The sequence below is a fragment of the Nocardia sp. CDC153 genome (assembly GCF_035818515.1).
In the GTDB taxonomy this organism is placed as follows: Bacteria; Actinomycetota; Actinomycetes; order Mycobacteriales; family Mycobacteriaceae; genus Nocardia.
This window is the reverse complement of sequence record NZ_JAYKYU010000002.1, coordinates 919,103-937,539: the sequence shown is the minus strand read 5'-3', so window position 1 is coordinate 937,539 and position 18,437 is coordinate 919,103. Positions and strand designations below refer to the sequence as shown.

Here is an 18,437-nt window from a genome sequence, read left to right as displayed (position 1 = left end):
CGTCACGTGGACTGCGGACGGCTGGTGATCGGAGTCGGTGGGGGCGGCGCGGGCGGCTCCACCGGATCCGGGGTGGGCGCGGCCGCCGGGCGGTGTCCGCGAGCACGCCACCAATTGCGCAGCTGGGAAAGACGGGTGGCTCGGGCGGGCCAGAACTCCTGAACGCTGGCATTGAATTCCGCGCCGAGGATGATGGCGAAGCCGAGGAAGAAGGTGAACAGCAGGAAGGCGATGGGCGTCGCCAGTGCGCCGTAGGAGATGCCGGTCTTGGTGACCCAGGCCAGGTAGCGGCGCAGGCCCTCGCTGGCGGCCATGAAGAAGACGCCCGCCACGAGCGCGCCGCCGAAGAGACGGTGCCAGGGCAGAGTGCGGTGCAGGGCCGTCTTGTAGAGGAAGGTCAGGCCGACGATCAACAGCAGGCCCGTGCCGGGGTAGTAGAAGGCGTCGATAAGGCGCAGGCCGGGTTCGCGCCAGGCGTGCGGCAGGACGCGGCCGATGAGGGTGGGGCCCAGGGCGATCAGGGGCAGCACCAGGACCGCGATGATCAGGAACGCCACATACAGCAGCAGCGCGAAGATGCGCTGCCAGACCGGGTGGCGGGCGGTGGCCTGACCGTGGGCGGCGGTGATCGCGTCCACGAAGGTCGCCATGGCCGACGAACCGGCCCACAGCGACAGCACGAAACCCACCGAGACCACACCGCCGTGCCCGCGCTGCAGCACGTCGTTGACGGTCGGCTGGACCAGCGTATCGACCACATTGGGGCTGAACGCCTTCCGCGCGAAGCTCAGAATCTTCGCCTGCACCACGCTCACCGTGTTGGGCCCGAACCAGTGGCCCACATAGCCGAGGCTGCCCAGCAGTCCCAGCAGCAGCGGAGCCAGCGACAGCGTCTGCCAGAACGCGGCCGAGGCCGACTTGTTGAAGATCGAATCGTTCCAGGCCTTCACCGCGACGTGCACGACGAGCTGTCGGATGCGGCCCCAGCGAGTGGCGGCGAGCACGACGGACGATCCCGGGGCGGGCGCGTCGGCGTGTTGCGGAGATTCGTCGTGCGCGTTCATCGTGGCCTAAGCATCGCCTACCAGCGGTTCGAATGGGGTCGGACGCGCAATGTGTCGTGCGGCACTCGAGAGTGCTGTGTCGGATTGGAAAGCAGTCGGTCCCGAAAGCTAATCTCTTCCGAGTGACTTCGGGTGGTGGCGGTTCGTTACGTGCATGGCAGCGCAGGGCTCTCACGAAGTATCTGACGACCAAGCCACGCGACTTCCTGGCGGTCGCCACGCCCGGCGCCGGTAAGACCACGTTCGCGCTGCGGGTGGCCGCCGAACTGCTCAACGACCGCACCGTCGATCAGGTGACGGTCGTCGCGCCCACCGAGCACCTCAAGCACCAGTGGGCGGCCTCGGCCGCGCGCAACGGAATTCAGCTGGATTCGAACTTCTCCAACTCGACCGGCTCCACCTCCTCGGACTACCACGGCGTGGTGGTGACCTACGCGCAGATCGCCTCGCACCCGTTCAAGCACCGGGTGCGCACCGAGAACCGCAAGACGCTGGTGATCATGGACGAGATCCATCACGCCGGTGACGCCAAGAGCTGGGGCGAGGCCGTCGAGGAGGCGTTCAGCGACGCCACCCGCCGCCTGCACCTGACCGGAACCCCGTTCCGCAGCGACGACTCGAAGATCCCGTTCATCACCTACGAGGTCGACGAGTCCGGCTTCGAGAAGTCGCGTGCCGACCACACCTACGGCTACTCCGAGGCGCTCGCCGACGGCGTGGTCAGACCGGTGGTGTTCCTCGCCTACTCCGGCGAGGCGCACTGGCGCGACAGCGCGGGCGAGGAGTACTCGGCCCGCCTCGGCGAACCCCTCAACGCGGAGCAGACCGCCCGGGCCTGGCGGACCGCGCTGGATCCGGCCGGTGACTGGATGTCGAAGGTGCTGCAGGCGGCCGACACTCGCCTGCGGCAGCTGCGGGCCACCGGCATGCCCGACGCGGGCGGCCTGGTCATCGCCACCGACCAGGACAAGGCGCGCGACTACGCCGAACTGCTGGAACACATTTCGGGCACCAAGCCGACCATCGTGCTCTCCGACGACCCGGACTCCTCCGACCGCATCGGCCAGTTCAGCGAGAACACCGACCCGTGGATGGTCGCGGTGCGCATGGTGTCCGAGGGCGTCGACGTGCCGCGCCTGGCCGTCGGCGTGTACGCCACTTCCGCGTCCACCCCGCTGTACTTCGCGCAGGCCATCGGACGATTCGTGCGTGCCCGCAAGCCCGGTGAGACCGCGAGCGTCTTCCTGCCCTCGGTGCCGGTGCTGCTCGACCTGGCCGCCCAGCTGGAGCTGCAGCGCGACCACGTCATCGGCAAGCCGCACCGCGAGGCCAACGCGCTCGAGGACGAGCTGCTCATCGACGCCAACAAGCAGAAGGACGAGCCCGGCGAGGAGGAGAAGAAATTCATCGCCCTGGCCGCCGACGCCGAACTCGACCAGGTCATCTACGACGGCGACTCCTTCGGCACCGCCACCTTCTCCGGCAGTGACGAGGAGGCCGACTACCTCGGCATTCCCGGCCTGCTCGACGCCGACCAGATGCGCGCCCTGCTGCGCGAACGTCAGTCGCGCCAGCTGAAGGAACGCAGCGCCGCCGCGGCGGCCCCCGCCGGACCCGCCGTCGAGGCCGCCGCCGAACGCGCCGCCACCTCCGACCGCCTCTCCGAACTCCGCCGCGAACTCAACTCCCTGGTGGCCATGCACCACCACCGCACCGGCAAACCCCACGGTGTCATCCATGGCGACCTACGCCGCGAATGCGGCGGCCCCCCAACCGCTCTCGCGACGGCCGACCAACTCACCGAACGCATCGCCGCGCTGCGCCGCCTCTGACCGCGAGGGCGGCTCAGATCACCCGTAGCTCGATCTCGACCGGGTCGCCGACGGTCAAGCCCTCGGCGACCCGGACGGCCTTCTTCATCGGCAGCACATAGGTGCCTCGCTTGCCGTCGGGAAAGATCGAGGTGGACCAATGGCTGGTGCCGACGCTGACCTTCACCTTGATCGACCCGAACCCCGCCGCGCTATGGCCGTACCGCTCCTCGATCTCGTCCGCCACCCCCTCCGGCAAACTCACGAAGTGCCACGCCGCCTGAGCTTCCCATTCCCAGAGCTCGGCGGTGAAGGAGTAGGTCGACGCTGCCATGCGATGACGGTATCCGCGGGGTCCGACACGTCCGTGGTCAGGCGAAATAGACGGCGGGGTCGAGGGCGTCGAGGGGTGTCCAGTGCGGGATCGACGTGGGGACGTCCTCGTCGGCTTCGGGTGGGTTGAGGCGGTAGCCCTGGAGATCCAAGGCGAGCCAGGGGGTTTCGTCGATGAGGCGGACGACCGCGTAGCAGGTGGCGAGCATGTGCAGGCAGCGGGCATTGCGGGCACGGCAGGAGCAGTCGGTGGCGGCGAGGATCGGGGTGACCGTGATGCCCGCGGCGAGGACCGCCGCGTGCTGGTCGTCGCTGAGCGTCAACGTGTCCGAGGGGATCACCGCGGCGATGGCGTCGATGGTGGCGCGGGGGAAGGGGGTGAGTTCGAGGTGGGTGACCGAGGCTTCCGAGCCGCGGTGGATGTGGGAACGGACCACCGTGCCTTCGATTTCGACGCGGACGCCATTGTTGCGGGCGATGCTGCGGGCGCGGGGGAGGAGGGGTTCGGGTTTGGTGAGGGTGAGGGGTTCGGCGAGGCGGAGCCAGTCCTTGCCCCATGCGGTGTAGCCGAATTCGTTGTCCGCCATATCAGTTGCCCCGCTTCCGGCGTAGCAGTTCCAGGAGTCGTTCGTCGTCGAGGCGCGCCAGTTCGGCGACACCGGCGGCGTCGGTGAGATCGGTGAGGGCGGATTTGCGGTCGTGCATGCCCGCGATGTGTTCCTCGATGGTGGTGCCCGAGGTCAACGTGGTGACGGTGACCGTGCGGGTCTGGCCGATGCGGTGGGCGCGATCGGAGGCCTGGGCCTCGACGGCGGGATTCCACCAGCGGTCGTAGTGCACGACGTCGGCGGCGCGGGTGAGGGTCAGGCCGGTCCCGGCCGCGCGCAGGCTCAGGATCAATATCGGTGGGCCGTCGGGTGATTGGAACTCGGCGACGATCCGCCCGCGCTCCTCGTGGTCGAGGCCGCCGTGGAAGAACGGCGCCCGCACCCCGAATTCCTCGGCGCAGTGGCGGACCAGCAGCTCACCGGTCCGGCGGTACTGGGTGAACACCAGCGTCGGCGCGTTCACCTCGAGATTGTTGGCGAGAATATCGGAGCACACGTCGAATTTGCCGGAGCGGCCCAGCAATTCGTCCAGCTCACCGGTGATCAGCCCGGGATGATTGCACACCTGCTTGAGCTCGGTCAGCACCGACAGCACCCGGGTGTGCCGCTGCGCGCCGGTGCCGAAGCCCGCCGCCTCGGCCGCGTCGAGCAGCCGGTCGTAGAGCGCCTCCTGCTCGGCGCTGAGGTCGCACACCAGGTCGGTGTGGATCTTGGGCGGCAGTGACGCGGCCACCTGGGATTTGCGGCGGCCCAGCACAATCGGCTCGAGCGCGTCGCGCAGCCGCAGCACCGCGTGCGCCGACCCCTCGCTGATCGGCCGCCCGAACCGCCGCCGGAACTGCGCCTTGTGCGTGAACTCCTGCGGCACCACCAGATTCAGCAGCGCCCACAGCTCATCGAGATGGTTCTCCACCGGTGTGCCGGTCAGCGCCACCCGCGCGTCGGCCGAGAGCGTGCGCGCCGCCCTCGCCACCTGGGTGCGGGGATTCTTCAACATCTGCGCCTCGTCGAAAACCACACTGGCCCAGTGCTGCCCGGCCAGCGCCTGCCCGTGCCCGCGCAGTGTCGGATATCCGGTCACCACGACGGTCCCGGTGTCGGCCGCCGGAGCGTCCCCGCCCCGCCAGGCCACCGCCCGCAGCCCGGGCGCGAACCGTTCGATCTCGTGGGTCCAGTTGCCCACCAGCGAGGTCGGGCAGACCACGAGTTGCGGTCCGTCCCCGGACTTCCCGAGCAGATACCCGATGGCCTGCACGGTCTTGCCCAGACCCATCTCGTCGGCCAGCACCGCACCGCCGTGCGCCGCGGTGGTCTCCCGCAGCCAGGTGATGCCGCGCGCCTGATACGGCCGCAGCTCGGCCTTCAGCCCGGACCGCAGCTCGGCATCGAGCGTGACGGTCGACCGCAGCGCCCGCAACGCGCGTCCCGCCGACACGATGGCGGTCCCGGTGGCGTTCGGGACGGCGTGCGCGGCCGTGGGCAGCCGCCGCGCCTCGACGTCGGTCTCGAGCGCCTGTCGTAGCAGGTGTATCGATTCCCCCGGATTTTCGATAGCCAGGGTGCATAACCGTTCCGGTTCCACGAGAGCGCATTCCACGTCCGTGACGCCGATTCCGTCCCGATTCGGGACGGCGAGGGCGAGGGTCTCCACCTCGCCGAGGTGCTTCGGTGCGCGTCGCGGGGCGTGGCCGTCCCACGTCCAGAGCGCGACCATATGTCGATCCTGCAGGTAAGTGGCTTGCGAGGTCAGCGGCACCCATCCGTTGTACCGGGGCGATCATGCGTCGTGTACATGACGTTTCTCGCGTTGCGCCCGGCTGGAGCGACGTGTCTTCGGTCATATCGTGGCGCAGACCACAATTGATAGCGGCTGAGCATGGGCAATGCCCTCGCTACACAGCAGCAGCGGGCGACCTGCTGGTCGCCCGCTGCCGGGTTTTCTGTTGGGAAGATTCAATTGTCGAGCGGGCTCCCCGAAGGCTTGCGACTCCCGATCGAGTCCCTCCGGGTTGGAGGAGCTGTTAAAGCGCCGGTGCCGACTCCGTGTCGATCACGGCCTCGAGCTCACGAAGACGGTCCATGTGCTCATTGGCGTGATGCTGGCAGAAGAGCAACTCTCCACCTGCGGGAAGCGTTGCGCGCACGCGCGCAGCTGCACCGCAGCGGTCGCAACGGTCGACCGCGGTCAGTGGGGTGCTTGTCAGGGTTCCTGGCATGACTCCTCCGTCCTGGCTCCTGGTGCTCATCACACCATTCGCCTGGTGTGGGGGTCCGCGGACCATTCCGCGAACCTCGCTACCGCTACTTCCCAGCAGTGGCTGATGACTACTCTGTCAGACGTTCGGCGAGAGGGCTTTGTTCCCGTTGAGTTTCCCGTGTGTTTTCTGTAACACGACCTGGGATTTCGCTGAAAGCGAACAGGTCTTGGGAATCGGTCGCGAGGGTGTCTTCACCTCCCGTTCGAACACGCTGATCGAGTTGTCTACCGGGAGACTACCCCCGGCCTATGACACTCACACTCCGATTGGTCTTCGTGGCTGGGACGCCAGCAAACCGTAATCCAGGCGGGTTGATCGGAGACCGTCCCGCGACCGTCGTGACCTCGCGACACGTGCCGGTATCGATACGGGTACGGGGTATCGCCGCGTCGGGTTGTTCGCGGAGCGCGAACAGCGGACCCGCCCGTAGCGCCTCAGAACCAGGACTCGTCGAGCTCGAGCGTGGTGCGGTCGCCGGAGTCGAGCAGGTCGAATTGCGGTGTGGTGCGGGGGAGTTCCCAGCGGAAGAAGTACCGGGCGGCCAGTCGCTTGCCCCGCAGGAAGGCCGCGCGGTCGCGGTGTTGCCCGTCCGGTGCGGGGGCGGTGTGCGCGGTGGTGGCCTGCTCGAGCCAGATCCAGGCCAGCACGACATGGCCGAACGCCTCGAGGTAGACCGCCGAATTGGCCAGGGCTGCCTCGGGATTGCCGTCGCGCCACAGGCCCGCCGTGGTGGCGGTCAGGCGCGCGGTGGCGGCCTCCAGGGCGGTGGCGAATTCGGCGAGCTCGGCATCCCCGGCGCTACGGGCCCGGGCGATGCTCGCGGCCATGGTCTCGAGCAGGGCGACCAGGGCCGCGCCATTGTCGAGGGTGACCTGGCGGCCCAACAGGTCCAGGCTCTGAATGCCGTGGGTGCCTTCGTGAATCGGATTCAGGCGATTGTCGCGGTAGTGCTGTTCGACGTCGTAGTCGCGGGTGTAGCCCGCGCCGCCGTGGATCTGGATGGCGAGGTCGTTGGCGGCCAGGCACCACTGGCTCGGCCACGACTTGGCGATCGGGGTGAGAATGCGCAGCAGGGTGGCGGCGTGGGCCCGGTCGGGATCGTTTGCCGCGGTGCGTTGTTCGTCGACCAGCTTGCCGCAGTACAGCTGCAGCGCCAAAGCGCCTTCGGCATAGGCCTTCTGGGCCAGCAGCATGCGCCGCACGTCGGGATGCTCGATGAGCGGCACCTGCGCACCGCCGCGCGCGGTCACCGGACGGCCCTGCGGGCGGGTGCGGGCGTATTCGAGAGACTTCAGATATCCGGTGTACCCCAATGCCGTCGAGGCCAATCCGACACCGATGCGGGCCTCGTTCATCATGGTGAACATCTGCGCCAGACCGTGATTCGGCTCGCCGACGAGATACCCGATCGCGCCGGGCTCCCCGCCGGGGGTGAAGTTGCCGTCGCCGAACACCGGCGCGGTGTTCACCGTGCCGCGCCAACCCATCTTGTGATTGATGCCCGAGAGCGCGACGTCGTTGTGCACGGTCGGATTGCCGTCGGCGTCGGGTAGGAACTTGGGCACGACGAACAGCGAGATGCCGCGGGTCCCCTCGGGTGCGCCGGGAATGCGAGCCAGCACGAGATGGATGATGTTCTCCGAGAGCTCGTGATCGCCGCCCGAGATCCACATCTTGTGCCCGAACAGGCGATAGGAACCGTCCGCGGCGGGCACCGCGCGCGTGGTGATGTCGGCGAGGCTGGATCCCGCCTGCGGCTCCGACAGCGCCATGGTGCCGAAATTGCGCCCCTCCAGCATCGGCCGCACATAGGCGTCGATCTGCTCCGGACTGCCGTGCGCCGCAAGCAGATTCGCATTGCCGGTGGTGAGCAGCACATAGGCCGCGGTGCCGACGTTCGCGGCGTGGAACCACGACATGCACGCGGTGTAGACCGAGTGCGGCAGCTGCATCCCGCCGATCTCGTAATCCATTGCCGCACCGATCATCCCGGCATCGGCGAACGCCTTCAACGCCTTCCCAACGGCCGGAATGATGCTCACCCGCTCCCCGTCGAAGGTGGGCTCGTGCAGATCGTTCTCACGATTGTGCGGCGCGAAGTACGTCGTGGCCAGATCCTGGCACAGCCGCAACACCTGATCGAAGGTCTCCCGCGAGTGATCGGCGAACCGCTCCCGCCCCGTCAGCCCCTCCACGTCCAGCCAGTCGTACAGCAAGAACTCGAGATCCCGAGCAGACATGATGACGGAGGAATTCATACCTGCCGTCCTACCAGACCCCCCTCGTCGAGCGGCACACGGTGGAGGGGTTTTGTCTGATTTCGCCGCCGTGGTGTGCCACTCGGCGAGCGGTCAGCGGGTGCGGACGGGGGCTCGGCCGCGGTGGGAGCGGCCGAAGTGGCCGGGGGATTGGCCCTTCCAGGTGCGGAAGGCCGAGGCGAAGGCGGAGACGCTGGAGTAGCCGAGGCGGTCGGCGGCCTGCTCGACGGTGAGGCCCGCGATGAGGAGTTCCTCGGCGAGCATGCCTATCGTTTCAAGGCTGAGTTCGCGGAAGGTGGTGCCCTCCTCGGCGAGGCGGCGGCGCAGGGTGCGGACGCTGACGTCCAGGTCGGCGGCGATGCGGGTCTGGTCGGCGGAGCCGCCGTGGCGGATGAGGAGTTGGCGCACGCGGCCGGACAGGCCCGAGCGGCTGCGGCGCGATTCCATGAGGTCGGCGCACTGCTGCTCGTAGAACCGGGCGGTCGACAAATTCGCCTGGGGTAGCGGGGTTTCCAGGGTGCTGGTCTGAAATGCCATGCGGGACTGCGGGGCCGAGAAGGTCACGTCCTCGACGCCGAACACCGCACCGAACATCTCGTAGATGGGGTGCGCCTCGACATAGAGCTCGACCCGCACCGCGGGAATGCGCGTCGGAATCAGGTCCTGCTGGATGGTGGCGATGGCGGCCAGATCGCGTTCGAGGGTGAAGCGCCGGATCTCCTCGGGCAGAGCGCTGTCGTCGCGCAATACCCATACCTCGTTGCCGTGGTTCTCGCTGTAGTGCCGGGCCGCGCTGAACGACAGGTCGGCGTAGCGCAGCGCAATGTCCATGGCGTGCCGCAGATTCGAGCTGCTCATGAGCGCGAAACCGAGCACGCCCATGGATGGCGGATGACACAGCAAACCCGCCAGCAAACCCATGCCGGGTTCGTCGTCGGTGGCCTCGACGACATTGCGCAGCACGCAGAACTCTTGGGCCATGGTGATTTCGGCCGACGGGTCGCGCAGATTGGCCTCGCGGATGCCCGTGTCACGCAGTACCACGTCCAGCGGAATGCCGCGGCCCAATGCGAAATCGGCCACCAGGGCAGTGCTGAAGATGGACCGCAGGGGCACCACTTCTTCGCTCACCCAGGAAGTCTCGCAAACTTTGGGCTTCCGCATGGCCGTTACCGGCCGGTAAGTTGCCTGGGTACGGCCCATATTCGCCGGTTCCTGGCCCATTGGAAGCTGGTCGGCCGAAACCCTCACCCATACGGTGAGATTCATGCGCACCGCGCAACAGTCACAGACCGTGCACGCTCCACCGACCGCGCCCGAATCGCAGCCACAGGTGCCGGATGCCGGAAAGGTCCGCCCGCCCATGCTCACCGTGATCGCACCCGCCGACGGCCGGGTGGTCGACACCATCGTCACCGAGTCACCCGAGCAGGTGCGCGCCACCGTCGCCCGGTTGCGCGAGAATGCCACGCTCTGGCACTCGCTCGGGGTGGTCGGTCGGATCCATTGGCTGACGGTGTTCCGAAACTGGTTGCTGGACAATCGGGATGCGCTCGTGGGGCTCTTGGGTGCGGAGACCGGCAAGCCCGAGTCGGAGGCCGATGCCGAGTTCGGCCTGGCCCTCGACGCCCTCGACCACTACCGCGCGCACGGCGCGGAATTCCTGGGCGGACGACACCCGCAGGTCGCCCTGCGCCCGGGGGCGGCCATGCAGCTGGCCGTCGCGCATCCGGCGGGCGCGGTGGTCGGGGTGATCGGGCCGTGGACCTATCCGCTGGCCCTGGCCATGTTCGACGCCGTGCCCGCGCTGGTGGCGGGTGCCGCGGTGGTGGTGAAGCCGTCCTCGGAGACCCCGCTCACCCTGCGCGCCGTCGCCGAGGGATGGGGGAGTATCGGGGCCCCAGCGGTTTTCGAGTCGGTGAGTGGCCGCGATGCCGGACCGGCTGTCCTCGATTCCGTGGATTACGTCCGGTTCACCGGGAGTGTGGAGACCGGCAAAGTGGTGGCCTTGCGTGCCGCCTCCCGTCTCATCCCGTGTTGTCTGGACCTGGGCGGCAAGTCCGCGGCGGTCGTTTTGTCCGATGCCGATCTGGACAAGGCGGCGGCCAGCATTGCCCTCGGCGGACTGGCGAACAATGGGCAAAGCTGCAACTGCATCGAACGCATCTATGTCGAAACAACCGCGTACGACGTCTTTCTCGACAAACTGGTGGCCGAGGCCGCCGCCTTCGGCCCGATGCTCGGCGACGAGATCGGCACCGGGGTGATGACCTCGGCCGCCCAGGTCGAGCTGGTGCGCGATCAGGTGCGCGACGCACTGCTCAAGGGCGCGACCCTGCGCTGCGGCGGCACCGGCACCGACCACGCCTTCGAGCCGACCGTGCTCGCCGACGTCGATCCGAGCATGACGGTGCTCACCCAGCAGACCCTCGGCCCGGTCCTGCCCGTGGTCCGCGTGGCCGACGCGGGGGAGGCGTTCGAATTGGCCCGCCGGTCCCCGGCCGGACCGTGCGTGAGCGTCTGGACCACCGACACCGCCGCCGCGGCTCGCGCCGTCGGCCGCTTCGCCCCGGTCCCGGTGGGCGTCAACGACATCTCGGTGCACGTGGCCCGCCCGCAGCCGTTCTGATTCAGGGTCCGTCGGAACGGTTGGCGCGCAGGCGAATACCCCCGGCGCGGACCGGGGGTATTCGCCTGCGGAGGGATCGGTCTAGCCGAACGAGCCGCCGGAGGCCGCGCAGCCCGCGCCGCCGGAGCCCGACGACAGCGGGTTGGCGGGGGAGACGGTGACATCGATGGACTTGCTGCTGAGCGGCTGGCTCGCCGTGATCGTGTGCGCTCCCGCGGTCTTCGGGTACCACTTGATCGTCGCCTGGTTGACGCCGACCGACGGGGCGGCCGAGCCGATGCTGACCCCGTTGTCGGTGAAGTTCACCGGCACCAGGTCTCCGGTCACGTCCACGTTGGCCGTGATGACGTCGGCGCAGCCGACGATCGGGCTGTTGGACGCCAGTTGCACATTGATGACGAACGCGCTGGCCGACGGTGCTGCGAGCACGGCGACCGTCGCCATCGCACCGATTGCGCCGACGCCGAAGCCGGCCCGCTGAATCTTGCCCATCTGATATACCTCTCGCACATGTGGCTCGCATCGGCGCACCACCGATGCGTGCGAAATATATGTGTTTCACATACCGTGGGGGAGAGTTTCGGAAACTTTCTCTCAGGGTCTTGTGCTCGCGGCAGGGAATAGGGTGGGTCGGGTGGGAACCGAACAGGACACGACACCGTCGACGCTGCTGCACATCTGCTCCCGGGACGAATGGGAATCCGCCCGCGCCGCAGGCGAATACCGCACACCCGATCTGCCCGAAACCGGCTTCATCCATCTGTCCGCCCCGTATCAGGCGCACCTGCCCGCGAACCGGATCTTCGCGGGCCGCACCGATCTGGTGCTGCTCCACCTGGATCCGGCGCGACTGGACGCGCCCGTGAAATGGGAGCCGGGAGTGCCCACCGATCCGGAGTCGATGCGATTCCCGCACCTGTACGGCCCGCTACCGCTCGCCGCCGTGCTCGAGGTGACTGATTTCCGCCCGGGACCGGACGGCAGCTTCGCCCCGCTCGAAGGGAACTGATCATCTCCCTCCCGGACGTAGCTCCCCGGGATTCGCGCGGCTTGTCCTAATCTGGACGGCGTGAACGTCGATGTGACAGCGCTGCCCGGTATCGGTGTGCGGAAGGACTTCGAGGTCCGATCGGGGCGGCGGATCGGGGTGGTCGCACACCGCGACGGCGGCATCGATCTCATCGTGTCGCAGCGGGACGACCCGGACGCCTGCCTGGCGCAGGTGCCCCTGACCCCGGATGAGGCCGCCGTCATGGCCAATCTGCTGGGCGCGCCGCAGCTGGTGCAGCAGCTGCGGGAAGAACACTCCGACCTACCCGGGATCACCACCAGACAGCTGAGCATCAGCGGAAGTTCGCCGTATCGCGGCCGCCGCCTGGGCGACACCGGGATGCGCACCCGAACCAAGGCGTCCATCGTGGCGATCATGCGGGCCGGTCAGGTGCAACCCTCACCGGGACCCGACCAGGTGCTCGACTCCGGGGACATCCTCGTGGTCGTCGGCACACCGCACGGGCTGGACGCGGCCGCTCGCATCCTCGCCGACGGCTGAGCACGTGGATTCGACCGGCCTAGCCCTGTTCGAACTCGGCGCGATCTTGTTCGCGCTCGGCATGCTGGGGCGTCTGGCCGCCCGCTTCGGCATGTCGCCGATTCCTCTCTATCTACTAGGCGGCCTGGCCTTCGGTGACGGCGGCATCGTGCGGATGCAGGCGGCCACCGAATTCGGTCACCTCGCCGGTGAGATCGGCGTGGTGCTGCTGCTCCTGCTGCTCGGATTGGAGTACACCGCCGCCGAATTGGTGACCGGGCTGCGCCGAGACTGGTTGGCGGGTGTGCTCGACATCGTCCTCAACGCCACCCCCGGTGTGATCGTGGCGCTGCTGCTGGGCTGGGGTCCGGTCGGCGCGGTCACCATGGGCGGCGTCACCTACATCTCGTCCTCGGGCATCGTCGCCAAGGTGCTCAACGACCTCGGGCGACTCGGCAACCGCGAGACACCGGTCATCCTGTCGATCCTGGTGTTCGAGGATCTGGCCATGGCGGTGTACCTGCCGATCCTCACCATGATGCTGGCCGGGCTGAGCTTCCTGAGCGGGCTGCGGTCCGAGGCCATCGCGCTGGCGGCCATCACCATCGTGTTCGTCGTCGCCCTGCGCTACGGCCGCTATGTGTCGGCCGTCGTCGACAGTGACGACCGGGAAGTGTTCCTGCTCAAGCTGCTCGGCGCGGCGCTGCTGGTCGCGGGCGCGGCCTCGGCGCTCAATGTCTCGGCGGCGGTGGGCGCGTTCCTGCTGGGCATCGCCATCTCCGGGTCGACCGCGCACGAGGCGGCGAAACTGCTCGAACCCCTGCGAGATCTGTTCGCGGCCATCTTCTTCGTGGCCTTCGGGCTCAACACCGACCCGAAGGCGATACCGCCGGTCCTGGGTTGGGCGGTCCTGCTCGCGATCGTGACCGCGCTGACCAAGATCGCCACCGGCTGGTGGGCGGCCTCCCGGCAGGGGGTGCGCCGAATGGGTCGGGCGCGTGCGGGCGCGGCGCTGGTGGCGCGCGGCGAGTTCTCCATCGTCATTGCCGGACTGGCGGTTTCGCTGGGCGGCGTGGACGGTCGACTGGCCGCGCTGGCCTCGGCCTACGTGCTAATGATGGCCGTGCTCGGCCCGATCGCGGCGCGCGTCGTCGAGCCCGCCGTTCGGTTCGTGCAGCGTGACCGGGGGCGGACCGACCCGGTTCCCGGCTGAATCCGGCTCGGCCGCGCCGGGAATCGACTCGACGGCGGTCGCGGTCGCGCCGATCGACCTGCGGGCCTTGCGGTCCCGCACCGCGACCAGGCGGTGCGACAGCGCCACCGCGATCGCGCCGACCGTGAATCCGATGAGCAGGGCGAAGAAGTGGCCGTAGTCGGTGAAGGTGCGCCCGTGCCAGACGCCGTAGGCGTACCAGACCAGCACGCACAGCGCCCACAGCCAGCGCGCCGGACCGCGCAGCCGGAAGGTGAGCGCGGCCAGCATGGCCGAGATCCCGTAGCTGGGGCCCACGTCCGAGGCGAAGGCCAACCGGGTGGGGATGAGATGCCGGTCGATCTTGTGCGCGATGCCCAGCACCGTGATCAGCGTGGCGCCCACGTGGCCGGTCGCCACCACCAGAATCCAGCGCAGCGAGCCCAGCCAGCGCTCGGCCAGGGCCATGAGCGTGATCAGAATGAGGATGTCGCCCCACGGGAAGCCGCCGTCGGTCCAGAAGGCCGAGGCCACCAGCACCTGGATCGGATCCTTCTGCATATTGCGCAGATTCGTCGACGCCGAGAAGATCAGCCGCCGCCCGACGATATCGCTGGCCCCGCGCAGCGTCCACCAGGTGATGAACAGCGTGAACGCGTAGGCGATGCACGCCGGGGTGGCGGCCAGCAGATCGCGATACGCCTGGATGGCCCGCCGCACCCGCTGCGGCTGTTGCCACCAGACACGGAGGGCGCGGACCTCGTCGTCCAGATCGACGGTGCGCAGCCAGGGCGGTTCGTAGGTGGCGAATGCCATTTCGCCATGGTAGCCCGGGCTCATCGGCCGTTTCGGGGAAGCGCACCCGGCCGGGCGGTTCGGCACGCGTAACGCGCTTTAATGCCCAGGGAAAACGGTGGTTACGTCACAGCAACATGGGCCCGGACGATCGGAGGGGTGATCTACCACCAACGCCTGGGCGGCACCACCTACACCTTCGACGGTCTGGTCGAGCTGTTGGCCAGGGCCACACCGCGCCGCAGCGGCGACGAACTCGCCGGGTGCGCGGCGCATTCCGACGCCGAGCGCGCCGCCGCGCAATGGGCGCTGGCCGAGGTGCCGCTGACCATGTTTCTGAACGACGCGGTGGTGCCGTACGAGACCGACGAGGTCACGCGGTTGATCATGGACAGCCACGATCGCGTTGCGTTCCAGGCGATTTCGCATCTGACCGTGGGCGGGCTGCGGGACTGGCTGCTGGCCGTGGCGGCCACGCCGGAGGCCGCCGCCACCCTGGCCGCGGTCGCGCCGGGGTTGACGCCCGAAATGGTCGCGGCCGTCAGCAAACTCATGCGGAATCAGGATCTGATCGCGGTGGCGCATGCGGTGCGGGTGCGTTCGGGCTTCCGCACCAGCATCGGGCTGCCGGGCACACTGGCCACGCGATTGCAGCCCAATCACCCCACCGACGACCCGCGCGGTATTGCGGCGGCCGTCCTGGACGGGCTGCTGCTGGGTTGCGGGGACGCGGTCATCGGCATCAATCCGGCCACCGACTCGCCGCAGGCCACCGCGGATCTGCTGCAGCTGCTCGACGAGGTGCGCCAACGCTTCGACATTCCGACGCAGTCGTGTGTGCTCTCGCATGTGACCACGACGCTCGGGCTGATCGAGGCCGGTGCGCCGGTGGATCTGGTGTTCCAGTCCATTGCCGGGACCGAGGGCGCGAATTCCGGTTTCGGAGTGAATATTTCGCTGCTGCGCGAGGCCAACGCGGCGGGACGATCGCTGCGGCGTGGCACGGTCGGCGACAATGTCATGTACCTCGAAACCGGGCAGGGCTCAGCGCTTTCCGCGGGCGCGCACCTGGGGACCGGCGGCAAGCCCGTCGATCAGCAGACGCTCGAGACTCGCGCCTACGCCATCGCGCGCGACCTGGACCCGCTGCTCATCAATACGGTGGTGGGTTTCATCGGTCCCGAATACCTCTACGACGGTAAGCAGATCATCCGCGCGGGCTTGGAGGACCACTTCTGCGGCAAACTGCTCGGCCTGCCCATGGGCGTGGACGTCTGCTACACCAACCACGCCGAGGCCGACCAAGACGATATGGACACCCTGCTGACGCTCCTGGCGACCGCGGGCTGCCCCTTCGTCATCGCCGTCCCGGGTGCCGACGACGTCATGCTCGGCTACCAGTCCCTCGCCTACCACGACGCTCTATATGCCCGAAAAGTCCTCAACCTCAGGCCCGCCCCCGAATTCGCCGCCTGGCTCGACACCCTCGGCATGCTCGATTCCCACGGTCGCGTCCTCCCGGTGGAACCGCTGTCCTCGCCGCTGCGCGCCCTGGCCGCGAAGGGGGCCGCGTGACCACCTGCCGCCCCGACCTGCGCGTGTTCCGAACACCGGCGACTCGACTCCGCAGCTGGTGCGAGGTGCACCGCCGCGACGGCAGCTGCCGCCCCGACCCCGAGCCGAACCGGGAGGACCACCCGTGACCGCGACCCCGCGACCCCTCCGCCGCCCCGAAGACGCTGCCGCGCAGGCCTTCTGGGACAGCCTGCGCCGAACCACCCAGGCCCGCATCGGCCTCGGCCGCGCCGGCGACGCCCTGCCCACCACCGAGGTCCTCGAATTCCGCGCCGCCCACGCCGCGGCCCGAGACGCGGTCCACAACCCTCTCGACGTCGCGGCCCTGGCAACCGGCGTCTCGGCGCTGGGCCTGGGCGAGCCGGTGCACGTTCGCAGCCTGGCCGCGGACCGCTCGGAGTATTTGCGCCGCCCCGACCTCGGCCGCCTCCCGGGCAGCGTCGAAGCCGCCGGTCCCGTCCGCCTCGAGGCCGCGAATTCCATTGCCGGAAGGACGGTTTGGTCCGGCACACCGCCGACCCCGACCACTGCGGCGGGGGCTGGAGATTCGGACGTTCTGGCCGGGGTGCCGAACGTCGGGGCCGAAGTCGGTTTCGTTCTGGCGGACGGGCTTTCGCCCCGTGCGCTGGCCGACCACGGCGTGCCCATGCTGGCGGCGCTGATCGAGACGCTCGGTGAGCGCTACACCCTCGCGCCGCCGGTCATCGCCACCCAGGCGCGAGTGGCGCTGGGCGACCACATCGGCGCGGCACTGGGCGTCACCACCGTGCTCGTGCTCATCGGCGAACGCCCCGGACTCTCGGTGGCCGACAGCCTCGGCATTTACCTCACCCACCACCCCCGCCCGGGTCGCGCGGACTCCGAACGCAACTGCATCTCCAACATCCACCCGCCCGAGGGCCTCGACTACGCTCGCGCCGCCCGCATCGCCACCAGCCTCGTCGATGGTGCGCGTCGGCTCGGCCGCTCGGGCGTCGACCTCAAGGACACCTCCGCCGACCCGGCGCTCACCGCCGCGCGCGGCGAGCCGCTGCTCCTCGACGCGGTGACCGGCCCGGTCGACGCGCACACCGCTCGTCCGGCGCTGACGCTCGACGTCATCGACCGAGCCTGATCCGGTTGCCACGCAAGGGGTTCGGGCGGCACCTCGGTCGTGCCGCGCGGGTGGGCCGGGGCGTGGGCAGGAAACATTCGGTGCGGTCGGGACGATCGATCGGGCAGAAACGGCAATCGAGGAGGTAGCCGATGACGTCCCCCCGTCTTCGAGCGTTCGGCGCGAGCGCAGGTGTGCTGGCGGCGCTGGTCGCGGTGCCCGCGGCGCAGGCGCAGCCCACCGCCGCGCACCCCACCGATGATCTGTCGCCGTCGGTGCTGACGCTGACCTTCGCGCAGGGCGACTCGCTCGACACCGCGTCGAGCCAGCGGACCGTCCTGCTGATCTGCTCGCCGAGCGTGCTGGGCACGCATCCGGCGACGGCGGCGGCCTGTGACGAATTGAATACCGCCGGTGGTGATTTCGAGAGGCTCTCGGGCCATCCGATGCGGTTCTGCACCATGATCTACGACCCGGTGACGGTGGCCGCCGACGGCGTCTGGCACGGCAACCCGGTCAGCTACCGGCACACCTATCCCAACAAATGCCAGGCCGAGAACCGCAGCACCTACGTCTTCGCCTTCTGAGCCCACGGCCTGTCGCGACCAGGGCTTCTCCCGCGAGCCGCTACCGTCGGTGCGGTGTAGGGGCGTCGGTCGGCGCTCGAGCGCGAGGCGAGGAGGTGGCGTGGGATGCGGCCGTGGCGTGTGGGGGTGATGGCCGGGGCGGCTCTGATGGTGCCGCTGATTGGGTTCGCCGGGTACACCGTGCGGCGGGGGCGGAGCGCGCCGCGGGTCGGGGCGGACGTGGTGGTCGTGTTGGGGTGCCGGTTGCGGGGGAATCGGGTGGCTCCGATGTTGGCTCGGCGGTTGGATCGGGCGGTCGAGGTGGTGCGGCGGGAGCGGGGGCGCGGGGGTGCGCCGCTGGTGGTGGTGTCCGGCGGGCAGGCAGGGCGCGAGACCGTGGCCGAGGCGGCGGCGATGGCGGATTATCTGGTGGCGCACGGTGTTTCGGCCGACGCCATCGTGATGGAGGATCGGTCTCGGAACACCGAGGAGAATCTGCGGTTCACCGCGCGGGAGTTGCGGCGGCGGGGCATCGACCCGGAGGCGGCGCGAATCACGGTGGTGACCAGTGACTTTCACGTCTTGCGGACGAAGTCGCTGGCGCACGGGCTGGGGTTGCGGGCGCAGGTCACCGGGGCCCGGACCGCGCGGCTGCTGTCTCGCAGGTCGTTCTTTCGGGAGTTCGCCGCCGTGCTGGTGATGCGGCACCGGATCGTCGCCTAGC

The 18,437-nt window shown here is 68.9% G+C and carries 18 protein-coding genes; 9 read left to right on the top strand and 9 right to left on the bottom strand.

Annotation, left to right across the window (positions count from 1 at the left end; genetic code table 11):
* Nucleotides 1-2: 2 nt before the first annotated feature.
* Nucleotides 3-1,064, bottom strand: coding sequence for a YihY/virulence factor BrkB family protein (locus VMT65_RS12875; protein WP_326308366.1), 1,062 nt, complete (start codon nt 1,062-1,064; stop codon nt 3-5).
* A 122-nt stretch (nt 1,065-1,186) separates the two neighbouring features.
* Between VMT65_RS12875 and VMT65_RS12870 the strand changes: the two genes are divergently transcribed.
* Nucleotides 1,187-2,896 (top strand): DEAD/DEAH box helicase, encoded by a 1,710-nt coding sequence (locus VMT65_RS12870; RefSeq protein ID WP_326308365.1) that lies wholly within the window; start codon nt 1,187-1,189, stop codon nt 2,894-2,896.
* Nucleotides 2,897-2,909: 13 nt separating this feature from the next.
* On the opposite strand, the gene VMT65_RS12865 is transcribed toward VMT65_RS12870, so the two are convergent.
* From VMT65_RS12865 to VMT65_RS12840, 6 genes are all read right to left on the bottom strand, one after another.
* Nucleotides 2,910-3,209: a DUF1905 domain-containing protein gene (locus VMT65_RS12865; protein WP_326308364.1), complete on the bottom strand. Its 300-nt coding sequence runs from the start codon at nt 3,207-3,209 to the stop codon at nt 2,910-2,912.
* A 37-nt stretch (nt 3,210-3,246) separates the two neighbouring features.
* Entirely contained in the window at nt 3,247-3,795 is a 549-nt protein-coding gene (locus tag VMT65_RS12860) for a hypothetical protein (RefSeq protein ID WP_326308363.1), read from the bottom strand.
* Nucleotide 3,796: 1 nt separating this feature from the next.
* Complete coding sequence (locus VMT65_RS12855; RefSeq protein ID WP_326308362.1) at nt 3,797-5,530, bottom strand: DEAD/DEAH box helicase; 1,734 nt, start codon at nt 5,528-5,530, stop codon at nt 3,797-3,799.
* 307 nt (nt 5,531-5,837) lie between these two features.
* Nucleotides 5,838-6,032 (bottom strand): DUF7455 domain-containing protein, encoded by a 195-nt coding sequence (locus VMT65_RS12850; protein ID WP_033087939.1) that lies wholly within the window; start codon nt 6,030-6,032, stop codon nt 5,838-5,840.
* Nucleotides 6,033-6,508: 476 nt separating this feature from the next.
* The gene (locus tag VMT65_RS12845; protein ID WP_326308361.1) at nt 6,509-8,332 is read right to left on the bottom strand and encodes an acyl-CoA dehydrogenase; all 1,824 of its coding nucleotides are present in this window, start codon (nt 8,330-8,332) and stop codon (nt 6,509-6,511) included.
* Nucleotides 8,333-8,425: 93 nt separating this feature from the next.
* Nucleotides 8,426-9,463: an AraC family transcriptional regulator gene (locus VMT65_RS12840; protein ID WP_326308360.1), complete on the bottom strand. Its 1,038-nt coding sequence runs from the start codon at nt 9,461-9,463 to the stop codon at nt 8,426-8,428.
* A gap of 136 nt (nt 9,464-9,599) precedes the next feature.
* Here VMT65_RS12840 and VMT65_RS12835 point away from each other — a divergent pair, with 136 nt between their 5' ends.
* Nucleotides 9,600-10,961, top strand: a complete 1,362-nt coding sequence (locus tag VMT65_RS12835; protein ID WP_326308359.1) for an aldehyde dehydrogenase family protein — start codon at nt 9,600-9,602, stop codon at nt 10,959-10,961.
* Nucleotides 10,962-11,042: 81 nt separating this feature from the next.
* Here the strand turns inward: VMT65_RS12835 and VMT65_RS12830 are convergent, their stop codons facing one another.
* The gene (locus VMT65_RS12830; RefSeq protein WP_326308358.1) at nt 11,043-11,453 is read right to left on the bottom strand and encodes an Ig-like domain-containing protein; all 411 of its coding nucleotides are present in this window, start codon (nt 11,451-11,453) and stop codon (nt 11,043-11,045) included.
* Nucleotides 11,454-11,586: 133 nt separating this feature from the next.
* Between VMT65_RS12830 and VMT65_RS12825 the strand changes: the two genes are divergently transcribed.
* From VMT65_RS12825 to VMT65_RS12815, 3 genes are read left to right on the top strand one after another with little or no spacing between them, the layout of a single operon-like run.
* Nucleotides 11,587-11,970 carry a DUF952 domain-containing protein gene (locus VMT65_RS12825; RefSeq protein WP_442790218.1) on the top strand — a complete coding sequence of 128 codons (384 nt, stop codon included), beginning with the start codon at nt 11,587-11,589 and terminating at the stop codon, nt 11,968-11,970.
* A 60-nt stretch (nt 11,971-12,030) separates the two neighbouring features.
* Nucleotides 12,031-12,513: a cation:proton antiporter regulatory subunit gene (locus VMT65_RS12820; protein ID WP_326308356.1), complete on the top strand. Its 483-nt coding sequence runs from the start codon at nt 12,031-12,033 to the stop codon at nt 12,511-12,513.
* 4 nt (nt 12,514-12,517) lie between these two features.
* The gene (locus VMT65_RS12815) at nt 12,518-13,705 is read left to right on the top strand and encodes a cation:proton antiporter (protein ID WP_326308355.1); all 1,188 of its coding nucleotides are present in this window, start codon (nt 12,518-12,520) and stop codon (nt 13,703-13,705) included.
* Here the strand turns inward: VMT65_RS12815 and VMT65_RS12810 are convergent.
* Nucleotides 13,604-14,500: a rhomboid-like protein gene (locus VMT65_RS12810; protein ID WP_326308354.1), complete on the bottom strand. Its 897-nt coding sequence runs from the start codon at nt 14,498-14,500 to the stop codon at nt 13,604-13,606. The two genes, VMT65_RS12815 and VMT65_RS12810, sit on opposite strands and share 102 nt — an antisense overlap.
* A 138-nt stretch (nt 14,501-14,638) precedes the next feature.
* Here VMT65_RS12810 and VMT65_RS12805 point away from each other — a divergent pair, with 138 nt between their 5' ends.
* The 4 genes from VMT65_RS12805 (at nt 14,639) to VMT65_RS12790 (ending at nt 18,436) form a co-directional block, all read left to right on the top strand.
* On the top strand, nt 14,639-16,054 hold the full coding sequence (locus VMT65_RS12805) for an ethanolamine ammonia-lyase subunit EutB (protein ID WP_326308352.1): 1,416 nt from the start codon (nt 14,639-14,641) through the stop codon (nt 16,052-16,054).
* 124 nt (nt 16,055-16,178) lie between these two features.
* The gene (locus tag VMT65_RS12800; protein ID WP_326308351.1) at nt 16,179-17,168 is read left to right on the top strand and encodes an ethanolamine ammonia-lyase subunit EutC; all 990 of its coding nucleotides are present in this window, start codon (nt 16,179-16,181) and stop codon (nt 17,166-17,168) included.
* A gap of 131 nt (nt 17,169-17,299) precedes the next feature.
* Nucleotides 17,300-17,734 (top strand): subtilase-type protease inhibitor, encoded by a 435-nt coding sequence (locus VMT65_RS12795; RefSeq protein ID WP_326308350.1) that lies wholly within the window; start codon nt 17,300-17,302, stop codon nt 17,732-17,734.
* Between the two features lie 105 nt (nt 17,735-17,839).
* Nucleotides 17,840-18,436, top strand: a complete 597-nt coding sequence (locus VMT65_RS12790; protein WP_326308349.1) for a YdcF family protein — start codon at nt 17,840-17,842, stop codon at nt 18,434-18,436.
* Nucleotide 18,437 lies beyond the last annotated feature (1 nt).

Bases quoted from the DNA above. Each gene is read 5' to 3' on its own strand.
- VMT65_RS12875 (WP_326308366.1), bottom strand. From the start codon at position 1,064: ATGAACGCGCACGACGAATCTCCGCAACACGCCGACGCGCCCGCCCCG.
- VMT65_RS12865 (WP_326308364.1), bottom strand. From the start codon at position 3,209: ATGGCAGCGTCGACCTACTCCTTCACCGCCGAGCTCTGGGAATGGGAA.
- VMT65_RS12860 (WP_326308363.1), bottom strand. From the start codon at position 3,795: ATGGCGGACAACGAATTCGGCTACACCGCATGGGGCAAGGACTGGCTC.
- VMT65_RS12855 (WP_326308362.1), bottom strand. From the start codon at position 5,530: ATGGTCGCGCTCTGGACGTGGGACGGCCACGCCCCGCGACGCGCACCG.
- VMT65_RS12850 (WP_033087939.1), bottom strand. From the start codon at position 6,032: ATGCCAGGAACCCTGACAAGCACCCCACTGACCGCGGTCGACCGTTGC.
- VMT65_RS12845 (WP_326308361.1), bottom strand. From the start codon at position 8,332: ATGAATTCCTCCGTCATCATGTCTGCTCGGGATCTCGAGTTCTTGCTG.
- VMT65_RS12835 (WP_326308359.1), top strand. From the start codon at position 9,600: ATGCGCACCGCGCAACAGTCACAGACCGTGCACGCTCCACCGACCGCG.
- VMT65_RS12830 (WP_326308358.1), bottom strand. From the start codon at position 11,453: ATGGGCAAGATTCAGCGGGCCGGCTTCGGCGTCGGCGCAATCGGTGCG.
- VMT65_RS12810 (WP_326308354.1), bottom strand. From the start codon at position 14,500: ATGGCATTCGCCACCTACGAACCGCCCTGGCTGCGCACCGTCGATCTG.
- VMT65_RS12795 (WP_326308350.1), top strand. From the start codon at position 17,300: ATGACGTCCCCCCGTCTTCGAGCGTTCGGCGCGAGCGCAGGTGTGCTG.
- VMT65_RS12790 (WP_326308349.1), top strand. From the start codon at position 17,840: ATGCGGCCGTGGCGTGTGGGGGTGATGGCCGGGGCGGCTCTGATGGTG.